The sequence below is a fragment of the Glutamicibacter sp. JC586 genome (assembly GCF_009805585.1).
Lineage (GTDB): Bacteria > Actinomycetota > Actinomycetes > Actinomycetales > Micrococcaceae > Glutamicibacter.
Genome location: NZ_VHIN01000010.1, coordinates 1 through 21,980 on the forward strand (window position 1 = coordinate 1; position 21,980 = coordinate 21,980).

At 54.5% G+C, this 21,980-nt stretch carries 25 protein-coding genes; 13 read left to right on the forward strand and 12 right to left on the reverse strand.

From position 1 onward, the window contains the following. Nucleotides 1-75 precede the first annotated feature (75 nt). On the reverse strand, nt 76-744 hold the full coding sequence (locus FJV47_RS07935) for a response regulator transcription factor (RefSeq protein ID WP_159611803.1): 669 nt from the start codon (nt 742-744) through the stop codon (nt 76-78). After that, nucleotides 741-2,006 (reverse strand): ATP-binding protein, encoded by a 1,266-nt coding sequence (locus tag FJV47_RS07940; RefSeq protein ID WP_159611805.1) that lies wholly within the window; start codon nt 2,004-2,006, stop codon nt 741-743. The genes FJV47_RS07935 and FJV47_RS07940 overlap by 4 nt, the downstream gene beginning before the upstream one ends. 126 nt (nt 2,007-2,132) lie before the next feature. Between FJV47_RS07940 and FJV47_RS07945 the strand changes: the two genes are divergently transcribed. From FJV47_RS07945 to FJV47_RS07960, 4 genes are all read left to right on the forward strand, one after another. Next, the gene (locus tag FJV47_RS07945; protein WP_159611807.1) at nt 2,133-3,467 is read left to right on the forward strand and encodes a PspC domain-containing protein; all 1,335 of its coding nucleotides are present in this window, start codon (nt 2,133-2,135) and stop codon (nt 3,465-3,467) included. 13 nt (nt 3,468-3,480) lie between these two features. Next, on the forward strand, nt 3,481-3,729 hold the full coding sequence (locus FJV47_RS07950; RefSeq protein ID WP_159611809.1) for a hypothetical protein: 249 nt from the start codon (nt 3,481-3,483) through the stop codon (nt 3,727-3,729). Between the two features lie 40 nt (nt 3,730-3,769). Beyond that, nucleotides 3,770-4,012, forward strand: a complete 243-nt coding sequence (locus tag FJV47_RS07955) for a PspC domain-containing protein (RefSeq protein ID WP_159611811.1) — start codon at nt 3,770-3,772, stop codon at nt 4,010-4,012. Between the two features lie 258 nt (nt 4,013-4,270). After that, nucleotides 4,271-5,299: a 6-phosphofructokinase gene (locus FJV47_RS07960; protein ID WP_159611813.1), complete on the forward strand. Its 1,029-nt coding sequence runs from the start codon at nt 4,271-4,273 to the stop codon at nt 5,297-5,299. Nucleotides 5,300-5,398: 99 nt separating this feature from the next. On the opposite strand, the gene FJV47_RS07965 is transcribed toward FJV47_RS07960, so the two are convergent. The 3 genes from FJV47_RS07965 to FJV47_RS07975 all read right to left on the reverse strand — a co-directional run bounded on the left by FJV47_RS07965 (nt 5,399) and on the right by FJV47_RS07975 (nt 8,023). Further along, nucleotides 5,399-6,481 (reverse strand): folate-binding protein YgfZ, encoded by a 1,083-nt coding sequence (locus tag FJV47_RS07965; protein WP_159611815.1) that lies wholly within the window; start codon nt 6,479-6,481, stop codon nt 5,399-5,401. Then, entirely contained in the window at nt 6,478-7,098 is a 621-nt protein-coding gene (locus FJV47_RS07970; protein ID WP_159611817.1) for an FABP family protein, read from the reverse strand. Before FJV47_RS07970 ends, FJV47_RS07965 begins: the two co-directional genes overlap by 4 nt. Nucleotides 7,099-7,375: 277 nt before the next feature. Beyond that, nucleotides 7,376-8,023 (reverse strand): hypothetical protein, encoded by a 648-nt coding sequence (locus FJV47_RS07975; protein ID WP_159611819.1) that lies wholly within the window; start codon nt 8,021-8,023, stop codon nt 7,376-7,378. 219 nt (nt 8,024-8,242) lie between these two features. On the opposite strand from FJV47_RS07975, the gene FJV47_RS07980 reads away from it, so the two are divergent. The 9 genes from FJV47_RS07980 to asd all read left to right on the forward strand — a co-directional run bounded on the left by FJV47_RS07980 (nt 8,243) and on the right by asd (nt 16,609). Continuing rightward, nucleotides 8,243-8,911, forward strand: coding sequence for a response regulator transcription factor (locus tag FJV47_RS07980; protein WP_159611821.1), 669 nt, complete (start codon nt 8,243-8,245; stop codon nt 8,909-8,911). 51 nt (nt 8,912-8,962) lie between these two features. Beyond that, entirely contained in the window at nt 8,963-9,919 is a 957-nt protein-coding gene (gene mshD, locus FJV47_RS07985; RefSeq protein WP_159611823.1) for a mycothiol synthase, read from the forward strand. Nucleotides 9,920-10,004: 85 nt separating this feature from the next. Continuing rightward, a complete protein-coding gene (locus FJV47_RS07990; protein WP_159611825.1) occupies nt 10,005-12,221 on the forward strand; it encodes an RNA degradosome polyphosphate kinase in 2,217 nt (738 codons plus the stop codon). Then, nucleotides 12,221-13,228, forward strand: coding sequence for an NUDIX hydrolase (locus FJV47_RS07995; protein ID WP_159611827.1), 1,008 nt, complete (start codon nt 12,221-12,223; stop codon nt 13,226-13,228). Before FJV47_RS07990 ends, FJV47_RS07995 begins: the two co-directional genes overlap by 1 nt. Before the next feature lie 134 nt (nt 13,229-13,362). Next, on the forward strand, nt 13,363-13,695 hold the full coding sequence (locus tag FJV47_RS08000; protein ID WP_159611829.1) for a GNAT family N-acetyltransferase: 333 nt from the start codon (nt 13,363-13,365) through the stop codon (nt 13,693-13,695). A gap of 72 nt (nt 13,696-13,767) precedes the next feature. Beyond that, complete coding sequence (locus FJV47_RS08005; RefSeq protein ID WP_159611831.1) at nt 13,768-14,571, forward strand: thymidylate synthase; 804 nt, start codon at nt 13,768-13,770, stop codon at nt 14,569-14,571. Then, nucleotides 14,568-15,143, forward strand: a complete 576-nt coding sequence (locus tag FJV47_RS08010) for a dihydrofolate reductase (RefSeq protein WP_159611833.1) — start codon at nt 14,568-14,570, stop codon at nt 15,141-15,143. The genes FJV47_RS08005 and FJV47_RS08010 overlap by 4 nt, the downstream gene beginning before the upstream one ends. A 7-nt stretch (nt 15,144-15,150) precedes the next feature. Next, nucleotides 15,151-15,378, forward strand: coding sequence for an NF038396 family protein (locus FJV47_RS08015; protein ID WP_159611835.1), 228 nt, complete (start codon nt 15,151-15,153; stop codon nt 15,376-15,378). A gap of 112 nt (nt 15,379-15,490) precedes the next feature. Next, entirely contained in the window at nt 15,491-16,609 is a 1,119-nt protein-coding gene (gene asd / locus FJV47_RS08020; protein ID WP_159611837.1) for an aspartate-semialdehyde dehydrogenase, read from the forward strand. An 85-nt stretch (nt 16,610-16,694) separates the two neighbouring features. Here the strand turns inward: asd and FJV47_RS08025 are convergent, their stop codons facing one another. The 7 genes from FJV47_RS08025 to FJV47_RS08055 all read right to left on the reverse strand — a co-directional run bounded on the left by FJV47_RS08025 (nt 16,695) and on the right by FJV47_RS08055 (nt 21,880). Beyond that, the gene (locus tag FJV47_RS08025) at nt 16,695-17,219 is read right to left on the reverse strand and encodes a GNAT family N-acetyltransferase (protein WP_159611839.1); all 525 of its coding nucleotides are present in this window, start codon (nt 17,217-17,219) and stop codon (nt 16,695-16,697) included. A 47-nt stretch (nt 17,220-17,266) separates the two neighbouring features. Beyond that, nucleotides 17,267-18,328 carry a UDP-N-acetylmuramate dehydrogenase gene (locus tag FJV47_RS08030; RefSeq protein WP_159613074.1) on the reverse strand — a complete coding sequence of 354 codons (1,062 nt, stop codon included), beginning with the start codon at nt 18,326-18,328 and terminating at the stop codon, nt 17,267-17,269. A 54-nt stretch (nt 18,329-18,382) separates the two neighbouring features. Then, entirely contained in the window at nt 18,383-19,612 is a 1,230-nt protein-coding gene (locus tag FJV47_RS08035; protein ID WP_370515004.1) for an MFS transporter, read from the reverse strand. Continuing rightward, entirely contained in the window at nt 19,588-20,028 is a 441-nt protein-coding gene (locus FJV47_RS08040) for a MaoC family dehydratase (RefSeq protein WP_159611841.1), read from the reverse strand. The genes FJV47_RS08035 and FJV47_RS08040 overlap by 25 nt, the downstream gene beginning before the upstream one ends. A gap of 2 nt (nt 20,029-20,030) precedes the next feature. Next, nucleotides 20,031-20,477 (reverse strand): MaoC family dehydratase N-terminal domain-containing protein, encoded by a 447-nt coding sequence (locus tag FJV47_RS08045; RefSeq protein ID WP_159611843.1) that lies wholly within the window; start codon nt 20,475-20,477, stop codon nt 20,031-20,033. Nucleotides 20,478-20,575: 98 nt separating this feature from the next. Then, nucleotides 20,576-20,851 carry a hypothetical protein gene (locus FJV47_RS08050; RefSeq protein ID WP_159611844.1) on the reverse strand — a complete coding sequence of 92 codons (276 nt, stop codon included), beginning with the start codon at nt 20,849-20,851 and terminating at the stop codon, nt 20,576-20,578. A gap of 87 nt (nt 20,852-20,938) precedes the next feature. Next, nucleotides 20,939-21,880 (reverse strand): DUF2797 domain-containing protein, encoded by a 942-nt coding sequence (locus FJV47_RS08055; RefSeq protein ID WP_159611845.1) that lies wholly within the window; start codon nt 21,878-21,880, stop codon nt 20,939-20,941. Nucleotides 21,881-21,980: the final 100 nt, after the last annotated feature.

A 21,980-nucleotide genomic window follows, 5' to 3' on the forward strand; every position in this document is an offset into this window, starting at 1 on the left:
GGTTCGGCAAGTAAATACTTGCCGAACCCCGCCCTATCTATACATACCTACACGTTGGGTTAGAACACTTGGGGCTTAGAGAATCTTGCGGTCCACAGCCCAGCGCGTAAGCTCATGCCGATTAGAAAGCTGTAGTTTGCGCAAAACGTTAGAGACATGCGATTCCACGGTCTTGACCGAGATAAATAATTCTTTAGCCACCTCTTTGTAGCTGTAACCGCGTGCAATCAAACGCATCACCTGCAGCTCCCGATCCGAGAGCAAGTCCAGCTCTTCATCGATATCGGAGACCGCGGAGCTGCTGCCAAAAGCATCTAAGACAAAGCCTGCCAAGCGTGGTGAGAAGACCGCGTCTCCGGCAGCTACCCGTCGTACTGCATCCGAGATTTCAGCGCCCGAAATACTCTTGGTGACATAGCCTCGGGCGCCAGCACGGATGACCGTCACCACGTCTTGAGCAGCATCAGAAACGCTGAGGGCCAAGAATTTGGTGGTGGCCAGCAGGTCCGCACAATTTTTGAGTACTTCGGCTCCTCCGCCCGCTCGTCCTCCCGGTAGGTGTACATCCAGTAAGACAACGTCAGGTTTCTGCTCATTGATCACCGTGATGGCTTCTTCCACGGTTCCAGCTTCTCCAACTATATGCATGTCACTAGCAAGATCTGCCTTGAGTCCAGAGCGGAAGATGGCGTGATCATCCACCAGGACAACACGATAGCTCTGAGTATTATTTTCCGTGCTCATGATGTTTGCTCTTCCTGCGTTGTGCTCCGTGGCATGCTCAGTTGTATTTCGGTACCAGTTTCGCTGCTGCGTATTTCCGCTGTGCCGCCAGCCCGGTGCATCCGTCCGATAATTGATTCGCGTACGCCGTGACGATCCTCAGGAACTTCGTCCATCTCGAAGCCCTGACCACGATCACGAATGAAGACCTCCACGGATTCCTTAGAACACTCAACATATACAGAAATTTTTCCTTCTGCATGCTTGGCAGCATTCATCATGGCTTCTCTGGAAGCGGCGACCAAGGCCTGTTGACCATCAAATCCTTGAGCGTTACCTACGGCGATGACTTCCACGTCGCGGAGGAGTAATTGCTCAATGTCATTGGCTTCATGCTGAATCTCAACTACGACATCTTCATCGTCAAGGTCTTGGTTTCCATAAAGCCACTGCCGTAGTTCTCGTTCTTGAATTCTGGCCAAAGTCCGTACGGCGGCCGGGTCGTCACTGCGTTTCTGGATGACGGCCAAGGTCTGCAGTACTGAGTCGTGCAGGTGGGCGGCAAATTCGGCCCGCTGCGCGGCGGCTTGTCTCGAACTGCGCTCTGCCAAGAAATCGCGCCAAAGTCTTGTGCCCCATGGCAAGAGAACTACGACCGATCCTGCGATGATCGCCAGCGCCGCCCACATCCCGCCGAGCAAGTCCGAGATTCCAACGGCGCCACTGAGAATAGTCAGTAAACCACCGATCACCAGCAGCAGGCCCAGGCCCAACCTGATCAGAACTGGACGAGAATATTTCTTGGTGGTTTTCGTGGACTGTTCGTCAAGCTGTAGCCATGCCAATAAAATGCCGGCGAGAATTCCCAATCCAGGCCAGATTAGGTCCCACCGAATATTCCACCCGGACCATTGAGCCAATGCCAGAATTGCCAGGACTACTAGCCCACTACCGATCAGAACTTCGCGCCACGAGGAATTAGCTTCGAAGCCCTCGCGCGAACGAAAAATTCCTTGTTGAACCCGCGTCATCTCTTCAGCCAAGCTGCGCGTGCGAGTCCCCCACGAACGAAGTTCATCGGCTTGGGCTTCTTCGGCACTAGGAACAAAAACCCAGAGCCAGGCGTATAGCACCGCACCCACCCCGCCAAGGGCGGTCAGGGCAATGAACCCTAGACGGACGTAGTTCAGTGGAATACCCAGATGTTCCGAGAGCCCACCGCTAATGCCGGCAATCATGCGCTTCTCACTGCGCACTAAGGGGCGACGTTCTGGAGATTCCATAGGACTAAGTCAAGCACGTTATCTTCGATTTTTGGTGTTTGATCAGCACATCTAGGGTGACCCCTAGGGGAAGTTCAGGGTATCCCCTCATAGCGGCAGACACAGTGCGCACGAGATCATAGAGACATGAACAATTCTCAGTCCGGGCGTCGCGGCTTTTTTCATCAGCTGGGCAATTCACCAATAATCCGCAAGGAATCACGGTGGTTAGGCGGAGTCGCTACCGGAATCGCAGACTATTTCAAGATCGACGTGATCTTGGCACGTGGCATCGTGGTGGTGCTCAGCTTCCTTGGTGGCTTGGGGCTGATCCTTTATGGATTGGCCTGGGCGTTCCTTCCAGATGAACAGGGACGCATTCACTTTGAGCAGGCGCTGAAGAAGAACTGGACCAGTGGAATGACTGGCGCAACGGTAGTTGTTTTTCTGGGAATCTTCCCCGCTCAGTGGATCTTGGATTCCGTAACTCCGGTCGTCTGGCCGCTGGCCATTGCAGCGGGAATCTTGTTCATCATTTTCAGTCGCAAGAACACCAAGTTTGATAAGCCGCGGCCTTATCAGCCTCGCACGGCAAAGAAGACACCGGATCCAACCTCACATACGACAGCCATGGAGAAGACCTGGCGCACTGACGCACAAAGTTTTAGCAGTAGCGCAGCAGTTTCGAATGGCACCTCCTCTACGGGGAGCACCAATCAGGAGGAACAAGTCATGGCATCTGACCCATCTGAGCCAAAACAGAACGGTTATAGCTACAGCTATGACTACTCGTACGGTACGGACTCAGCACAGACCCACCCGTATACGCAGAAAAATTCGAAGCCAAAGCCTCCGAACAAAGCACGGCTAGCCCCTCCAATTCCAAACTGGGTGTCCACCACAGTGATCGGTCTGGTCATCCTCGTCATGGCTGGCGTACTCTGCGCGGATTACCTGAACTTCGTTCAGCTTCCAGGAGCTGGTTGGAGCGTAGCACTAGCAGCGGGGCTCTTTGTCACTGGCTTAACGATCGTGCTTGCGTCAATTGCCGGACGTACCACCGGTGGGCTTCACGGTATTGCCGTTCCATTGCTGGTGCTCACTCTGGTCTTTTCAGGATCAACGCTTGGCACATCAGAGAGAAACGTTGTCCGTTCAGATTCATCAAGCAACGAATACAGTGCAGTCTTCAGCAAGTCTGACGTGGATCTGACCTACCTGAATTCCATCACCTCCCCCACGACGGTGAAAGTTGATTCAGTCTTTTCGAAACTTGATCTGAAGTTGCCTGCTGATGTTCCAGTTCGAATTGTCAACGACGGCGTATTCAATTCCCACTCGGATGGCGAGCTACCGCAGGATGAACGCAACTTCCCGGCCGACGCTCCAGTGTTGACCGTTGAAGTTGATGGTCTCTTCTCCGCTTTCGATACTGAAGTAGTCACCACCGGTTCTGCCGTGACCGTTAATCCCGAATTCTAAGGAGTGAACAACCATGAATACTGATTCAACTCAGCCTAAGAAGTTCCCCACCGGAACTTTGGTCTTCGGGCTGATTCTGATTGTTGTCGCCGTAGCCACATTGAGTCGCACGATACTTAACTGGTCTCTCGACATGCCGTTGTTCTTTATTATCGTGGTGGCCTTTGCTGGACTTGCGATGATCGTTTCTGGGATCGCTTCAGCCGGCAAACGTCGCAATCGCGAATCTGAGATCCCAGCACCAGCCGACCCAAATCTGTAAACATTCAATTGTTCAATACACCAACCTAAGGAGTACCACCATGGACGCTTTCTTCAATTCTCTTCGCTCAATGCCAATCCGCCGAGGCCCTTCACGCATGGTCGGTGGAATCGCAGGCGGCATCGCTGACAAGTTCGGTTGGGATGTCACTCTAGTCCGTATCGGACTCTTGCTTTCGTTCTTGCTGCCCTTCATCGGCATCGCCGCCTACATCGTCGCGTGGATCTTGATTCCCGCACAGGACGGCAGCATCATCTTGCAGAAATGGTTGAGCAAGTTCTAAGCACCCAAGATTTCCGCAATGTTTCGCGGATTTCACTTGCATAGCTCCAAAATAAGGGCGAGACGCGGTCATTTCGGTGACCTGCAACTCGCCCTTGTGGCTTTAAGCACGTAGACTGTCATGCAGAATTGATGCTCAAAGGCGCGCGGCAATTAATTGACATCCGAATGGAAATCTCTGCTGCTCTAGCAATGTTTCGTCGAAACTGCGCACCACTTAGTGCACGAGACTTTCCAATGTTTAACTTAGTGAGGCCTCATGCGCGTTGGAATCATGACTTCAGGCGGAGACTGCCCTGGTCTAAATGCTGTGATCCGCGGTGCCGTACTCAACGGCATCAAAAGCTACGACTACGAATTCGTAGGTTTCCGGGACGGCTGGCGCGGAGTCAAAGAAGGAGACCTCTTCGACCTGCCACGTACCGCAGTTCGCGGCATCGCGAAGCAAGGTGGAACCATTCTTGGCACTTCTCGCACCAACGCGTTTGAAGGTGAGCTCGGTGGGGCTGAGAACATCTCACGGGTACTCAAAGAAAACAACATCGACGCATTAATCGCCATCGGTGGCGAAGGAACCTTAGCCGGCGCGCAGCGCCTGTGCGCCGAGGGTTTACCCATCGTTGGTGTTCCCAAGACCATCGACAATGACTTAGACGCTACCGACTACACCTTCGGTTTTGATACCGCTAACCAGATCGCTGTCGAAGCTATTGACCGCCTGCGTACCACCGGCGATTCGCATCACCGGTGCATGGTGGCCGAAGTGATGGGTCGTCACGTTGGCTGGATCGCCATGCACGCCGGTATGGCATCGGGCGCCCACGCCATCCTCATTCCCGAGGTGGCGACCCCAATGGAGCAGATCTGCCAGTGGGTAGAAGAAGCACACGAACGCGGACGTGCTCCATTGGTAGTGGTGGCTGAAGGCTTTGTGCCCGAAGGCATGGAAGAAGCTTTCTCGGTGCGTGGCGTTGATACCTTCGGTCGTGCTCGTTTGGGCGGCATCGGTGAAATGCTGGCGCCAGTTATTGAAGAGCGCACCGGAATCGAAACCCGCGCAACTGTGCTTGGCCACATCCAGCGCGGCGGCGTCCCTACCGCTTTTGACCGTGTATTGGCTACCCGCTTGGGCATGGCTGCGGTGAACTCGGTCAACGAGAACGCTTGGGGCACCATGGTGGCCCTGCACGGCACCAAGGTTCTACGTGTGCCGCTGCGCGCTGCGCTGAACAACCTGAAGCGCGTTCCAATGGATCGTTATGAAGAGGCAGCGGTCCTGTTCGGATAAGCAACCTCAGCATAGAACTAGGGCCGAGAACGCTGTGCATTCTCGGCCCTAGCTCTTTATAAAACAGACGATACGTCGTGCACGCTGAATCTTACTTCGTTAGCCCTGTGGTGGCGTACGTAGGAAGCCGGTGAAACGTCCTGCGACCTGCCCAGCGTCAGGAGTCACAATGACATCCTGTGATGCTGGATAGCTGGTCTCTCCATCAACAACGGTGAGCACAGCCTCTGGATCAACATTGCGTTTGATCACGGCCAGGGCTATCGGACCTGCCTCATAGTGCAAGGTTGCCGAGGTGATGCGGCCGACGGTGCGCTCACCGAGTTTCACCTCGGCGCCACTCGCAGGCAAGGTATGCATTGAACCATCGAGGTCTAGGAAGACCACACGACGTGGCGGGTGACCAATGTTGTGCACTCGGGCCACAGTTTCCTGCCCCTTGTAACAACCCTTTTCAAGGTGCACCGCAGTGCGCAACCAGTCCAGTTCATGCGGAATGATTTTCTCATCGATCTCAGAACCAAAGCGTGGTTCCCATGCGGCAATGCGCAAGGATTCAACTGCCATCATGCCGGCCAATTCTTCATCGGCTACAGCATCTTCAAGCTGCTCCAGTGCCACCACGTGCAATAACCACGAACGGTCGTTGCCCGGGTGCTCCTCACGTGAGTAGGCCCAGCCTCCTTCAACAACCCCTGGCCACGGGTCGACCCACACAAGGGATCCGGCACTAGGGATTTGGCGGGTAGCGGCGAGTACACCATGGCTCGCAGACAGGTTATTCACCTCGACACGCAGCATGAATCGCATGGAGTTCAAGAACTGCTCCAGAGCTACACCTGCGCCTGGTTCAACGATGAGCAGCAGTCGGTCCTGGTCAGCCAGCACCTTCATCTCATGCTCGATACGGCCCTGCACGGAGAGCAACAGCGTCTGAGTGCTCTGCGTTGGTTTGAGCGTGTTGATGCGTTGAGTACTGAGCGTATCAAGCCAGCTTTGACGGTCCTCGCCACGAATTTCGAGAATATCGAAATGGCTTAGATCAGCAATGGCCTGGCCTTCAGCTAGCTTGCGTGCTTCACGAGTGGGTGCACCGTAGTGGGCCGCGACGCCTGCATCGACGCCTCCTGCCTCCACAGCTCCCTGCCGGGAAAGCAAGACCGAGCGGTAGTTTTCGATCATGCCTCGTTCACCGAATCTTCAACGGCAACGCGTTTGAGTGCTGCCGAGGCGTGAGCCTGCAAGTCCAAGTTGCCCTGCGATACATCCCAACGCCAGAACAATTCACCGTTAACCAACCCATAGATGCGAGTCGATGAGGCATAGTCCTTGGCGTTTTTGCTACGCAACAGACCTTCAGTGGCCAGTTGTATGCGTGGTCCGTCAATCAATCCGTAGTACAACTCCGACAGGCCACCAGGGTGCACGATGTGCGCCTGAATCTTGAACCCTTCATCGGTGTGCAGCTTCTGTACGTCGTCGGCTGAACGAAGTACAGGGAAGACATCTCCTGGGGTCATACCAGGACCTGCATCAGCTTCTTGCTGTTCGCGGTCCAGGGACCAGAATCCGTTTTCAACGGCAAGGATGCGTAGCTTAGTGCCATCGGCTTCGGTAAGCCATGATTCGCTACGGTACTCAAGATATGGGCCGCCTATGTCACGGAAGGTGACTTGCTGCCAAAAGTATTCGTCCTCAGCCTCGCCTTCACCAAGCCGACCAGCACCTTCCCAGGTGCCAATGAGCCAAGCGAAAGGTACGAGTTCGGGGGTGAGGTCCGTTGGGAGATCAAATGCCATGGACTGCTCGCTTCCTCTAATTCATTGGTGAAATGAAAAACAGCGCACACGTTATTGTGTGCGCTGCTTTTGCTTTTGACCTACTTCTGACCCTGGAAGAGACGCTTCACTACCAAGCCTGCAAAGCCCGCCATACCAAGACCGGCGATCACAACGAGTGCCTGGAAGAAAATTTCGAGTGCAAGATAATTTTCATTCATGGCTTCATCTTAGCGCGATACGAAGGAGAACTTCGACACGCGTGACGTAGCCCGCACCCAGTTCTTTCAAATTGCTTCTAGATGAAGGCAAGAACTTCCATGATGTACCAACTGGAGGCCCCGCTGAGCAAGATAATTCCCGAGGACAGGCCCAGAATGCCGCTCAGATTCCTGACGCTTCGACTAGCCAACGCCAAAGCTCGTAATGATCCGACAAGAAGTCCTGCAATCAATCCGATCACGGCGCCTTGGTACCAGAGAATATCAATGGGCAGCGCACTGGCGGCAGCACCCAGAGCCACTGCTACCAGCGGAGCCAAGATCATGGTGATGCGATTAGGAAGTCGAGTCACACCAATCGCGCCGGCGCCAAGAAGTGCAATGACGGTGACCACTGCGATACCGAAGCCGTAGGAAACTTGTGCGCTGGCAGCCCAGGCTGAACCTAGAACGCCAAGCACCATGCCAGTCACACCTGAGACCACTCCAGCAAGTCGGCCTTCAGCTTCTGCTCCTCGAAGTACCTGAGAGATGAAGACCAGCAGCACACCAACAGCGATAACTTCTACGCCATGTGACATCACGGATGAACCTGGCATGAAGATCGTTGCCGCGGTCGCCGCTAGGGAACATATAGCGATGATGATGGAGATCGGCCACGGCGCATCTGAGCGGACCATCCGAGGCCATGTGAAAGCAAAAATCAGTTGTAATATTGCGGTCACTACTCCCATTGGCCACGTCAACGACGAAAGGCTTGCAGCCCCGGCCAATAGGGCGACTGCGACGAGCCCGCACAATAGGACTTTGATTCTCAAACTAGGATTCCTGACGGTAATGTGTCTGCATCTGCGTGTTCACATGCAAGGTTCAAGTGATTCGTTCTTTATACTGTGACACGTAAAGAACATTTAATCGCAACAACTTGGTAGGAGGACGACCTATTGGCCCACCTACTGCTACTTAGCAATCATGCCGAAAACGCGGCCGAAGTTCTTCCCGCGCTCGAATTACTACTGCATGAGATTTCTTTTCTTCCGGCAACGACCGAATCGTTGAGCCAGATTCCGGAATGTGACGCAGTCATTTTGGATGCTCGCACCGAACTCATTCCAGCGCGTTCTCTGGCCCAGCTCTTGCACGCAAATCTGAACCTACCGCTTCTCTTGGTTGTAAGTGAAGGGGCATTGGGAATTTTGAATGCGGAATGGCACGCAGCAGATTTCTTGTTGCCTTCAGCTATTCCCGCTGAGCTTGATGCACGTATCCGCTTGATGCTCGCAACCATTCCAACCAGCACTGTCGCACCGGAGCCCACGGAAAATACCTCTGGGCTACGCATCGACGAGCTGAGCTATACCGCGCGCATCGATAACCGCATGCTGGATCTGACGTACAAAGAATTTGAGCTGCTGAAGTATCTGGCTCAGTTCCCTGGTCGAGTTTTCACCCGCGAACAGTTGCTCCATGAAGTTTGGGGCTACGACTACTACGGGGGCACGCGTACGGTTGACGTTCATGTTCGTCGCCTTCGCGCAAAACTGGGTACTGATCACGAACAACTCATCGGAACAGTTCGTAACGTCGGATACCGTTTCCACACTGAATCATAACTTTCAGCTAATTTATGGCGGGTTCATTCCTTCACCGACTATCGTGAAGATATGAGTGAACTGCCACAAACCACAGTAACGATTCGCCAAGTCTCTTTGGACCTTGATGAGCGCACGCTTAGTGACGTGCGTCAGCTTGCTAAGGATTCATTGAATGCTGACGGGAATCCGCCGCTAAGCGATCAAACTCTGGTCGCCCTTGCTGCAGAAGACCCCAGCGAAAATATCCTCACTTTGCTAGCTGAAGTCGGCGAAGGTACCGATTCCGCGCTCGCGGGTATCGCCGTGGTCGTGCGCGAAGCGGCCGATCAGCCATGGGTTCTCGAATTAGTGGTGCATCCAGATCACCGCCAAACCGGCATTGGTCGCGCACTGCTGACCAAGCTCAGCGAACTTATCGATCTACCTCAGGTACAGGCCTGGGCGCATGGAGACCACGAAGCGGCAAAGAAGCTGGCCTCACGTATCGGAATGAACCGAGTGCGCGAGCTGTACCGTATGCGCCGGGAAGGCACCGACTTCCTTGAGGAAGCTCCATTGGATCGCCGCATCACCGTACGTTCATTCCGCGTTGGCGAAGACGAACCGGCATGGTTGGAATCTAATTCGCAGGCCTTTGCTCGTCACCCCGAGCAGGGATCGTTAACACTTAATGACCTTGAGGCTCGAATGAACGAGGACTGGTTTGACCCTTCCGGTTTCTTCCTCGCCTTCAACGACGAGCATGAACTTGTCGGCTATCACTGGACCAAAATCCATCAGGCTTCGGGCGATTCCATTCGCCCCACCGGGGAAGTTTACGTCGTTGGTGTGCTTCCCCAAGCCCAGGGGCTGGGTCTGGGTCGCTCGCTAACAACGACCGGAATCAATTACCTTCTGGAGCAGGGCGTGGACTCTGTCATCCTTTACGTTGATGCCGAAAATGAGCCGGCCGTGAAGCTCTACCGTTCCCTTGGCTTCACACTTTGGGATGCAGACATTATGTACGGTCCCCAGCCGATAGAATAGTGATACTGGCGGTCCTGTGTACTAAATGGGACCGCCTTCACAAGGTGTTTTTAGCACTTCTGGCAAGAAGAAATGAGTTCGGCAGATGAATAGCTCCCCCAAGGAAACTACTCCTCGACTAAGTGATGTTCCTTCCTCCAAGGTCAATGAGGACCGAATAGAACCAGCCGATATCATTCCGGATTTACACCCGGATGGAGAGTTCCACAACGAGCGTTTCCTTGATCGTGAACTGAGCTGGTTGCACTTCAACGCGCGAGTTCTTGAGTTGGCAGAAGATGTCACCTTGCCGTTGCTCGAACGCGTGAACTTCTTGTCGATTTTCGCTTCCAATCTTGACGAATTTTTCATGGTTCGCGTGGCCGGATTGAAACGACGCATTGCCGCTGGTCTTGCGGTCCCGGCCCCTAACGGCATGAGCCCGGTGGATCAGCTGGAGCTATTGCTCTCCTCCGCTCACGCACTGCAGACCCGCCATGCCAACGTCTTCTCCGAGTCGGTCTCCCCCGACCTAGCGGAGCAAGGCATCCGTATCACCACCTGGGATCAGCTCTCCGCTACCGAGCGCGATACCCTTTCCAAGTGGTTTGTCTCCCAGGTCTTCCCGGTCCTCACCCCGCTAGCCGTTGACCCAGCCCACCCGTTCCCTTACATCTCCGGTTTGTCATTGAACCTGGCTGTTGTGGTGCGCAATCCGCTCACCGGAAAGCAGCTCTTTGCCCGACTAAAAGTGCCCGATACCATCCGTCGCTTGATCAGCATCGATGGTACCCGTGCGGCACATTCGTCCCACAAGACCGCTCGTTTTATTCCGCTTGAGGCACTGATCGCCGTACACCTAGAGCTGCTCTTCCCGGGCATGGAAATTGTCGAACACCATTTCTTCCGCGTCACCCGCAATGAAGATCTGGAAGTTGAAGAAGATGACGCCGAGAACCTCTTGCAGGCTTTGGAAAAGGAACTGTTGCGTCGCCGCTTCGGTCCTCCGGTACGTCTTGAAGTCGCCGATGACATCAACCCGGAAATCATGGAGCTGCTCACCAGGGAATTGGCCGTTGAGGAAGACGAAGTCTTCAAACTGCCAACCCCGTTGGATCTGCGCGGACTAGGCGTCATCGCTTCCCTGGAACGTGCCGAGCTGCATTACCCCAAGCACGTCGGCCACACCTCTCGTTACCTCAACGAGTCGGAAACCGCCAAGGCAGCCAACGTCTTTGCCGCCGTACGTCGCCGCGACATCTTGTTGCACCACCCCTATGATTCTTTCTCTACCAGCGTTCAAGCGTTCTTGGAGCAGGCTGCAGCTGACCCTAAAGTCATGGCTATCAAGCAAACGCTCTACCGCACCAGTGGTGATTCACCGATCGTTGATGCGTTGATTGATGCTGCAGAGGCCGGCAAACAGGTTTTGGCCTTGGTGGAAATCAAGGCTCGTTTTGATGAGCAGGCAAACATCAGCTGGGCCCGCAAGCTAGAACAAGCCGGCGTGCACGTGGTCTATGGAATTGTTGGATTGAAGACCCACTCCAAACTGTCATTGGTTGTTCGCCGCGAGGGCGATAAGTTGCGCCGCTACTGCCACATCGGTACCGGTAACTACCACCCACGTACCGCCCGTTATTACGAGGACTTCGGGTTGCTCACCTGTGATGATGCCGTAGGCGAAGACGTTTCGAAGCTGTTCAACCAGCTTTCGGGCTATGCCCCGCGTTCCACATACAGCCGTTTGTTGGTCGCACCGCGTTCGGTACGTACCGGCCTACTCACTCATATTGAGAACGAAATTTCCAACGCCAAGTCTGGAATCGACGCCAAGGTAGTCATCAAAGTCAACTCAATTGTTGATGAAGTCATCATTGATGCGCTGTACCGAGCCAGCCAAGCCGGGGTCAAGGTAGAAGTTATTGTTCGTGGCATTTGCGCCCTGCGCCCAGGAGTACCAGGGCTCAGTGAAAACATTGAAGTACGTTCCATCTTGGGCCGGTTCCTAGAACACAGTCGAGTGTTCATGTTTGCCAACGGCGGTGACCCGCTGGTTTACATCGGTTCGGCAGACATGATGCACCGCAACCTAGATCGCCGCGTTGAAGCCCTTGTCTCCCTGAGCAACAAAGACGACGTCGATGATCTGATTCACCAGCTTGAGCTCTACATGAACGACAAGACCGCTTCGTGGCATCTGAACTCTGAAGGCGAATGGATCCGTCACTACCAAGATGATGAAGGTAAGCCACTGACTGACGTTCAGTTCTGGCTGATCGACGAGCATGCACGCCGACGCAATAGTGGGCGTAACAGCTAGTGAACGATCTTGAACTACGCGATTCTCATGCTCGAGTTCGTGAAATAATCCGCTCAACTGATGCTGAAGAGATCGCCCTCGGCGATTACGAAATCATCGCTGCCGGTGCGATCCCTTATCGGATAGTTGATGGAAAATTACAAGTCCTACTCATTCATCGTCCGAAGTATGATGACTGGTCGTGGCCCAAAGGCAAACTAGATGCCGGTGAGTCCATTGCCGAGTGCGCTATCCGTGAAGTTCGTGAGGAAATAGGGCTTCGTATCACCTTGGGGCTGCCACTTTCCGCCACAGCGTACTCAGTGAAGAACAAGTCCAAGGTTGTGTACTACTGGGCAGCGAAAACTGATCCTCAGACGATCGTTGAACCTGATGGCGCAGAATGCGATCAGACTCAGTGGGTGAGCGTAAAAAGGGCGCGGGAAATGTTGAGCAACCCGACCGATGCTCAGCCTCTGGCGGATCTGGCCAAGGCGCATAAGAATGGGACGCTCAACGCCCAACCGGTGTTGATTGTTCGCCATGCCAAGGCCAAGCCTCGTGGAAACTGGACCAAGGCTGAAGGGGATCGACCTTTGGCCGCCACCGGGCGACGCCAGGCCCAAGCCCTTTCACGCATGCTCGAAGCTTGGCAACCTGCCAACGTCGCTTCTTCCCCTTGGATACGGTGCGTTCAGACCGTGGCACCCTACGCCACGTTGCACGCGATGAAGATCAAGAGCGTTAAGGCGCTGACCGAGCACTCGGCCAATCGTCACCCAGAGCGTGCTCGCAGGGCTGTGCAGAAACTGCTTAATAAGTACCGCTCGCAGGCCATCTGCACGCACCGTCCGGTGTTGCCCATAGTCATAGAAGTACTGGCGAAGAATTCGACAGCTGAACTAGCCAAGGCTTTGCCCGAACTTAATCCTTATCTAGAGCCGGGGTCCATCATCGTGGCCCAACAGGTTGCTGGTGCCAAGCCACGAATAGTGTCATTCGAAATCCATACTCCATTCCACGACTAGCCCTGAGCTTTGCCCGGCAATTTTGCCGGGCAAAGCTGTATCCGGACGAAGTTCTCCAACCCGTTGCATGTGGCTGCGATTAGGGATAAGACTGTACTAAGCACTTCTCCCCCATCCGAAATCGAGGAACCGCAATGACCGAGCAACAGCCACAGAAGCCAGTTGATAAAGTCGTTCACCACGGCCTGCGTCTTGATCATGATGCCAGTCGCGGACGTTTTTCACTCTGGCACGGTTCCACGTTTATTGGTTTCATCGGTTACCACCAAGAAGATGATGTAGTCACCATCCAGCACACGATTGTCAATGAAGAGTTCGGCCGTCGTGGATACGCCCGAGCACTCGTGACCTTGGTGCTGGATCAGTTCAGAAGCCAAGGGCTGAAGATCATTCCAGAATGTAGCTATGTCCAGGACTACCTGCGTCGATACCCGGAATATAACGACATGGTTGTCAAGCCGAGCTAATGTGCAGCCGTGCGACGCGTATCATCCTTCTCGTAGTGTCGGCATGGTGCGCGGTGAACTAAACTAGGTTGCGTGAACATCGCGACTCCATATGAAGACTTGCTCAAAGACGTGCTGGAAAACGGCACTTCTAAAGAAGACCGCACAGGCACTGGAACTCTTTCAGTCTTCGGTCGTCAGATCCGCTTTGATCTTCAGGATTCTTTTCCGTTGATCACCACCAAACGCGTGCATTTTAAGTCTGTAGCGGCTGAACTTCTGTGGTTCCTGCGTGGGGAATCCAATGTGAAGTGGCTACAAGACAACGGCGTACGCATTTGGAACGAATGGGCCGATGAAGATGGTGAACTCGGCCCGGTTTACGGCGTCCAGTGGCGTAGCTGGCCAACCCCAGATGGCGGTCATATCGACCAAATTTCGGAACTCGTTGAAGCACTACGCAACAACCCAGATTCCCGTCGACACATCGTGTCGGCCTGGAACGTATCCGAAATCCAAAACATGGCATTGCCACCGTGCCACGTGTTTTTCCAGTTCTACGTAGCAGACGGCAAGCTCTCCTGCCAGCTGTACCAGCGCAGTGCGGACATGTTCTTGGGCGTACCATTCAACATCGCCTCTTACGCGCTACTGACCTGCATGCTTGCTCAGCAGCTCGATCTTGAGCCAGGCGAATTTATCTGGACCGGCGGTGACGTTCATATCTACACCAATCATTTGGAGCAGGTAAAGGAACAGCTCTCCCGCGATCCATACCCGTACCCAACGTTGAGCTTCAATTCAAAGCCTAAGTCGATTTTCGACTACACGCTGGAAGACTTCAGCATCAACGATTACCAGCATCACCCGACGATCAAGGGAAAAGTCGCCGTATGACCCAAGTTTCGCGCCACGCGGATCAGCTCGAACCAGTGCTCGGTGCTATTTGGGCCCAGGCAACCAATGGAATAATCGGTTTTCAAGGTTCCATGCCATGGCACGTTCCAGAGGACTTGGCACACTTTAAGCGTATTACCGCCGGACACCCGGTCATTATGGGACGAGCCACGTGGGATTCCTTCCCGGCAAAGTTCCGACCACTGCCAGGACGCACCAACATCGTCTTAACTTCTCAGAAAGACGCTCACGCTCAGCTTCGCGCGGATGGGGCGGTGGTAGCAACTAGCCTCGACGAAGCCCTATCATTAGCACGAAAGACTGCGGGATCTGAAGAAATCTGGATCATTGGCGGCGGAAAGGTCTATGCTCAAGCGCTACCCCTGCTGGATGTTGCGGTGATTACCAAATTGGATCTGACTCCTGAGGGTGACACTTCTGCCCCAGTCCTTTCCGAAGACTTCGTAATGGGAACCAGCGATCCTTCAGTTGAGTCAACTGAATCAGCTTGGCACTCCTCCTCCAGCGGTATTGGCTACCGCTTTGAAACTTGGCTGCGGAAGAAAGACTAATACCACCATGAAAAAATACATTGGCGAACTCAAGACGCACCCTGAAGCGCTGTTTGTTTTGGGCTATATGCTCTTCCCTCTGTTAGCACTTGTTGTTGCGGTTTTGGGCTTCTTCATGGTGCTAGGTGGGCACAAGATATTTGGCCTGATCTTGTTGTTGGTACCTGCACAGATCTTCATCTTCGCCGCGGTCTGGGCGATCAACAATCGCAAGAGAGCTCTTGAGGAAAAGTAATACTTTCTCTGTACCGAATCACACCTGAACCCTTCTGGGGCTTGGGTGTGATTCTGCTTTAACTCCTGTAACGAATCGGGCTCCGTTGGCCAAACGCCCCTACGATGGATGAATGACTTCATCTGTTGGTTTTGTAGGTTACCGTGGCATGGTCGGCTCCGTGCTGATGCAGCGCATGCTAGACGAGGGCGACTTCGCTTCGATTGACCCGGTGTTTTTCTCGACATCAAATGCTGGCGGCAAGGCCCCATCATTCGCCGAAGGAGCCGGCGCTTTGGAGGATGCCTATGACATCCAGACGCTGGCCAAGTTGCCAATTATTGTCACCGCACAGGGCGGAGACTACACCACCAAGGTTCACTCAGAACTGCGTAAGTCCGGCTGGGATGGGCTCTGGATTGACGCTGCTTCGACCCTGCGCATGAACGATGACTCCGTGATCGTTTTGGACCCGGTCAATCGCAACGTCATCGACCAGTCGTTGACCTCCGGTGTCAAAGACTTCATTGGTGGCAACTGCACCGTCTCATGCATGCTTATGGGCTTAGGCGGTCTATTTAGGAACAACCTGGTTGAGTGGGGCACCGCGATGACCTACCAGGCTGCCTCGGGCGGCGGCGCGCGCCACATGCGCGAACTGCTCACCCAGTTCGGTGACATCAACTCTTCGGTAGCAGCTGAGCTTGCCGACCCAGCTAGTGCGATCTTGGAGATCGACCGCAAGGTTCTTGAAACCCAGCGTGGTGGCCTGGACGCAGCACAGTTTGGCGTTCCCTTGGGCGGCTCGTTGATCCCTTGGATTGATGCTGATCTAGGAAATGGCCAGTCCAAGGAAGAGTGGAAGGCCGGTGTAGAAACCAATAAGATTCTGCAGACCTCGGCGGAGAACAACATCATCATGGATGGACTGTGCGTTCGTATCGGCGCCATGCGATCACATTCGCAGGCACTGACTTTGAAGCTCAAGGAAGATCTGCCGGTTTCTGAGATCGAATCTTTGTTGGCAGCGGATAATCAGTGGGCCAAGGTTGTTCCCAACGAAAAAGACGCAACCATGAATCAGCTCACCCCCGTGGCCGCTTCGGGCACCCTGGACATTCCTGTAGGTCGTATCCGCAAATTGGAAATGGGTCCAGAGTACATCTCGGCTTTCACCGTGGGTGACCAGTTGCTCTGGGGCGCCGCTGAGCCGCTTCGCCGTATGCTGGCGATTGCTCAGGGCCGCCTCTAAGCCTTAGAGACACCTTCACAAACGGCACAGGCCGGAACAGAACTCGAATTCTGTTCCGGCCTGTGCCGTTTGGTCACAAATAACGTTAGCCAGCGAACTGCTCACGTAGTACAGAGTAAATCACCTGGTCGTGCCACGCACCGGCACGCCACTGCGCCTGACGAATAATGCCCTCTTGTACAAAATCAAGCTTCTCAAGGCTTCGGCGCTCAGCTATATTTTCTATCGCAGTGGTGGCCTGAATCCGGTGCCGCGGGTAATGCGCGAATAAGTAATCGATGAGCAGGCGTTGGGCTTGTGTACCGAAACCTCGACCTCGATGCTCAGCGAAAATACCAATAGCGATTTCCCAACAGGCCGACGTATTGGCGCGTCCCCAATTGGTAACGGTGAACCAATCGACCTTGCCGATGGTTCGCTCCCCCAAACAAACGGCTAGGGCGCCATCATTGCTCCCAATAAATTGATCTTGGCTCAGCCTAGTGCGCAGTTTGGTTGTGTCCCAGAACCCGAACCACTGAGCTTCACCGGCGCCGTGGACCGACTGAAAGTTGGCCTCAAGCAAGTCGATGTCTTCGGAGGTAAGTTTCCGCAACGTAAGTTCAGCCATGCAGGTGCTCCTTGGTTGAGTTATCGGTTCAAAGATTGTCCGAAAGCCTAGAGCTTCAGGCCAATCAGCAACGGCTCGTTAACTAGGCTAATGCCGAAGCGCTGGTTCACTCCTGCGCGCACGGCACGGGCAATGGCTACAATGTCAGTCGCGCTGGCATCGCCACGGTTGGTGATTGCCAAGGTGTGTTTAGTGGACAGCGAAGCCCGCCCACCTGCGATCTCGAATCCGTCGGTTCCTTCAAGGCCGTAGCCCTTAGCGAAGCCTGCCTGGTCGATCAACCATGCGGCCGACAGCTTGACCAAACCTTCTTGAGCCACCGGATAATTTGGTGCGTTTTCCGGCAGTGAAGTCAGAATCGAGGCATCCACAATTGGGTTGGTAAAGAAAGAGCCGGTGGAATGCGAATCAGCGTCTTTAGGGTCATACACCATGCCCTTGGAGCGGCGCAGTTCAAGTACCGTCTGGCGTACCAGCAAGGCATCGGCGCTCTGTCCTACCTCAACGTCGAGACGGCGAGCCAACTCTGCATAGCGGATTGGTGCCGACTGGCTAGTCCGCTCCAACAGGAATGCTACTTCAAGCACCACATATCGTGGTGATCCATTGTTACTGGTTCGCTTGATCACCGAGTCACGGTAGGCAAACTCAAGTTCTGCGTTATCTAACTTGATCACTTGGCTGGTTTGACGGTCGTACAAGCGCACCCAGGCCAGGCTCTGTGAGACATCGGCACCGTAGGCTCCAACGTTCTGTACTGGCGTCGCTCCGGCGCTTCCCGGGATACCCGAGAGCGCTTCTAGCCCACTGAGGCCTTGAAGCAAACTGAATTCAACGGTCGCGTCCCAGCTTTCGCCGGCGGCGGCACGCAGCAGAACTTTGCCATTTGGTTGCTCGTCCGTGTGTAGTCCGCGCGTAGCAATCTGTACCGCAACGCCGCCGTAGCCTTCATCGCTAATCACCAAATTGGATCCACCGCCAATGAGTAGAACGTCGTGGCCAGCGCTGTCTGCGGCAGCCACGGCTTGGGCCAGCTCCGCTTCGCTGGATGCGCTCACCAATTGGGTCGCCGGTCCACCCACGTGGGTGGTAGTCAGGTTCTTCAGCATTGAATCAATGTACTTTCGGTGTCGAGACGTAAAGTTCACGCCAAGTCAACAGTATTAGTTTTCGCGCGGGTGTGGCTCTGGTGGGTACCCGGCAGCGTTCTTGGACAGCATAAAGGCAAGCACCACCAACAGCGAGATGGAACCAAGAGCTGGCAAGAGACCGATCGCGCCGGCCAGCAGTCCCAACAGTGGCGGTCCGCCCAAAAACGCTCCGTAGCCGATGGTGGACACCACGGCCACACGAGTTGCCGAATGAATCGGGTCATCCGAGGCTGCGCTCATGGCCAGTGGGAAGGTTAACGCCACACCCATGCCCCAGATGGCCAACGCGAGAAATGCCAGAGGTAGGCTCTGGCCGAAGGCGAAAAGCAGCACTCCAACAAAAGCTAAGACGGCACTCGCGCGAATCATGATGACTCGTCCCAACCGCAGGATCAGGTCTCCGGAAAGCAGTCGGGTTGTGGTCATCGAGGTGACAAAAACACCGTAGCCGATCGCTCCGGTGGCCTCACTGGTTGCATAACCATCGGCCAGGGCCAAGGCTACCCAGTCCCCCGCCGCACCTTCGGCGAGCGCCATACCCAAGACCAAGACGCCCAGTAGCACGGTTTGTGGTTCTTTCCACGCACGGGATAGCGATGGTCCTCCGGAAGTACGTGGAGTACGGCTAAAGTCTTCACCGAAGAACCGAGAGCTATAAAGGACGGTGCCGATAATGATCGCACCGATAAGGCCATAGTGGTATTGCAACGGCAAGTTCATGGCCGCAGCCCCAGCGCCAATACCTGCACCTACCACGGTTCCGATAGAGAAGAATCCGTGCAGTGCCGGCATGATGCTCTTGCCCAGCGCTCGCTCCATCGCTGCACCTTGGACATTAGAGGCGACGTTCCACGAGGCAGATCCTAGTCCTTGCAGGAACAAGAAGATACCGGCGGCCCAAGTGTTCTCAAGGACCCCAGTGCTCATGCCGACAAAGACCAGTGATCCACCGCTGAGTGTGGCGGCAATGCGCATCACGTTGGCCGCGCCCAGACGCAGTACCAGCTGACCCGAAACAGAGACGGAAAGGAATGATCCCGCGCTCATGCACAACAGCAGCAGTCCCACGCTGGCGTGATCGAGTCCTAGTGCGTCGCGGACCGCTGGCAGCCTCGATACCAGGGCGGAGATCAATAGACCGCTGGCCAGGTAGGCGGCCATCAAGGCGTTGCGCCAGTGCGTTACTGGCGGATGCGCATTACCGGTAAGGGGCATCGTTAGAGCTGCACTACAACCTGGCACTTGAGCAGTACCTTGCTGTCATTTGCGGTTACTGCTAAGTCAACGCGTGCGGTGCGCTTTTCAGCATCCAGCGTCCCCACTTTGCCCTCGACAAAAATGCTGGTGCCTTCATAATCCCCAGGGTTACTTCCCTCAGGATCTTCGACCACAACTGGCTTGGTGAAGCGAGTCTGGTAGTCAATGATGGCTCCGGGATTTCCTACCCACTGTGAGACAAGATCTACAACTGAACCCATGGTGAACATGCCGTGAGCGATCACCGATGGCAACTCAACTTCCTTGGCGAAGCGCTCATTCCAGTGAATCGGGTTGAAGTCGCCTGAGGCACCCGCGTAACGGACCAGGTCCGCACGGTTGACCTGCACAGTGTGGGAACCAATGACGGTGCCCTTTTCAAGAGTTTCGAATTCAATCATGCTTAGTCCTCAGCTCGTACCAGTAGCGATGAAACGGTAGTTGCGACTTTTTCGCCGGCTACGGTAGTGATTTCGGCGCGTGTGGTGATCATGGCGCCGGCACCCATTTCACGGACTTGGTCTACATAGAGTTCAGCTAGCAGTTCGTCACCGGCCACAATCGGGCGGTGATGAGTGAAGCGCTGATCGGCGTGGACTACGCGTGAGAAGTCGATTCCTGATGCTGGGTCTGCAATCAGCTGTGCGTCAGCGCGTTGGGCGACGATGATGGCAAAAGTTGGCGGAGCGACTACATCGCTATACCCCAGTTCCTTTGCTGCTTCTACGTCGTAGTGAGCAGGCGAAGTGGCCTTGGTGGCTGTGGCGAACTCTCGGATCTTTTCGCGTCCTACTTGGTAGGACTGCCCAGCGGGGAAGATTCGCCCCACCAGATCTGGATTGATGCCCATGGATTCTCCTGAACGTTGGTGTAACTGAAAATGACGTGATGCAGCGTTGGTGCGCTGAAATCAGCACATCATTATCGATGTTTGGGTCTTGCTAAGTCTTACTGACCGTCGTGCTGCGCGTTCTTTTTCTTTCGCGGCGCGGCTAGACCATTGTCAATGCGCCATTGGCGGGCATCCTTGGCCCGGATCATCATTGCTCCAACATGTCCGAGCATGCCCAGGAACATGATCGCAATCGCCGTGTAGACCGTGGGTAGCGAGTGAATGTTGGCACCAATGATCGCCAAGATAATGCCTACACCCATGGTCGCCATGGCAGTAAAGACAAGCTTCTTATAGCGTGGTGAGGCAGCTTCCCAGGGAGTATTGGTCATAGATCAAGTCTAGTTCAGCTCGTGCTTGTGGGCTGGTTGGATCACAGAGATTTCCTCGTGACTCCACTGACAGCGAAGAATAACCGTTTAGAACAGCGCTGACTGTTCTTCGTGGAATTCTCCATATTTTTCTTGCAACTGAACTTCTCGAGTTTTGAGTTCTGCGGCGTCCAGTAGTCGGAGGGTCGTTCCCTCTCCGCTATCGGCCATGATGCTTTGACCGATCACTCCCCTGATGCGCAAATTGGCGGTGGTGCCAGGAAGTGAAGAATTCCATGCGTGCAGAGTCTTGTTATTCCATGCGTCAATCACCGGCTGAGCAAATGCTGGTTGCTGCCACACCTGGTCACGTAGTTGTACGCCGTAGGTATCCAAACCCCGTTGGGCACCAAGGAAGTCGCGAGCTTTGTTTGCTGCTTGTTCGTTGATGGCATCAAGTTGGGCATGATCTAGCTCCCAACTCACCAGGCCCTTAACTTTAGATTTTTGTCGCACCTGTTGCGTCAGCGAAACATGTTCGGTGACGAGGTCTTCCAATACGCGAATCGCGGTGCCATCATTCGCCCGAGCAATATAGCGCGCAACGACGGCTCCTTGCTGAGCCAGTCGAGTCCATTTGCTTTGCGTCGAAGTGGTGCCAACTTTCGTAGCCCCATGAGCAAAGCTCGCCACGTATAGGAAGTGTGGCTGCTCAAGATATTTACGCATGCCTTCGGGCGCTTCCCCGGTCTTATGGAAGTGGTGCATGAACTTTGAATGGTCCAACCTGCGGCAGCTATCGCATTGTGTGCCGGTTCGTAGAGCTTTGGTCTTAGGACACGGCAAAGTATTTCGAGAACCATCTTTGTTCATGGTGATGTAGCCGAGGCAAAATTTCAGGTCCCCAACGTCCATGCGCAAAGAACGGTTGAGCTCAAGATACTCAGTCTTCCATTCTTCGACCTTACGCAGTCGGAGCATGGGGGCTTTCTCGTGCTCAGAGAAACTGATGCCGTGACATAGTTGCCGGGCAGCGCTTTCGAATTCCATCAGGACCTTTCTGAAGTTGCCCTATCAACCATAGGCCACGACGATCGGGATGCCGACAGGCAACGTCATTTGAAGACCGAGAGTTCTTTGGGCCAGTACT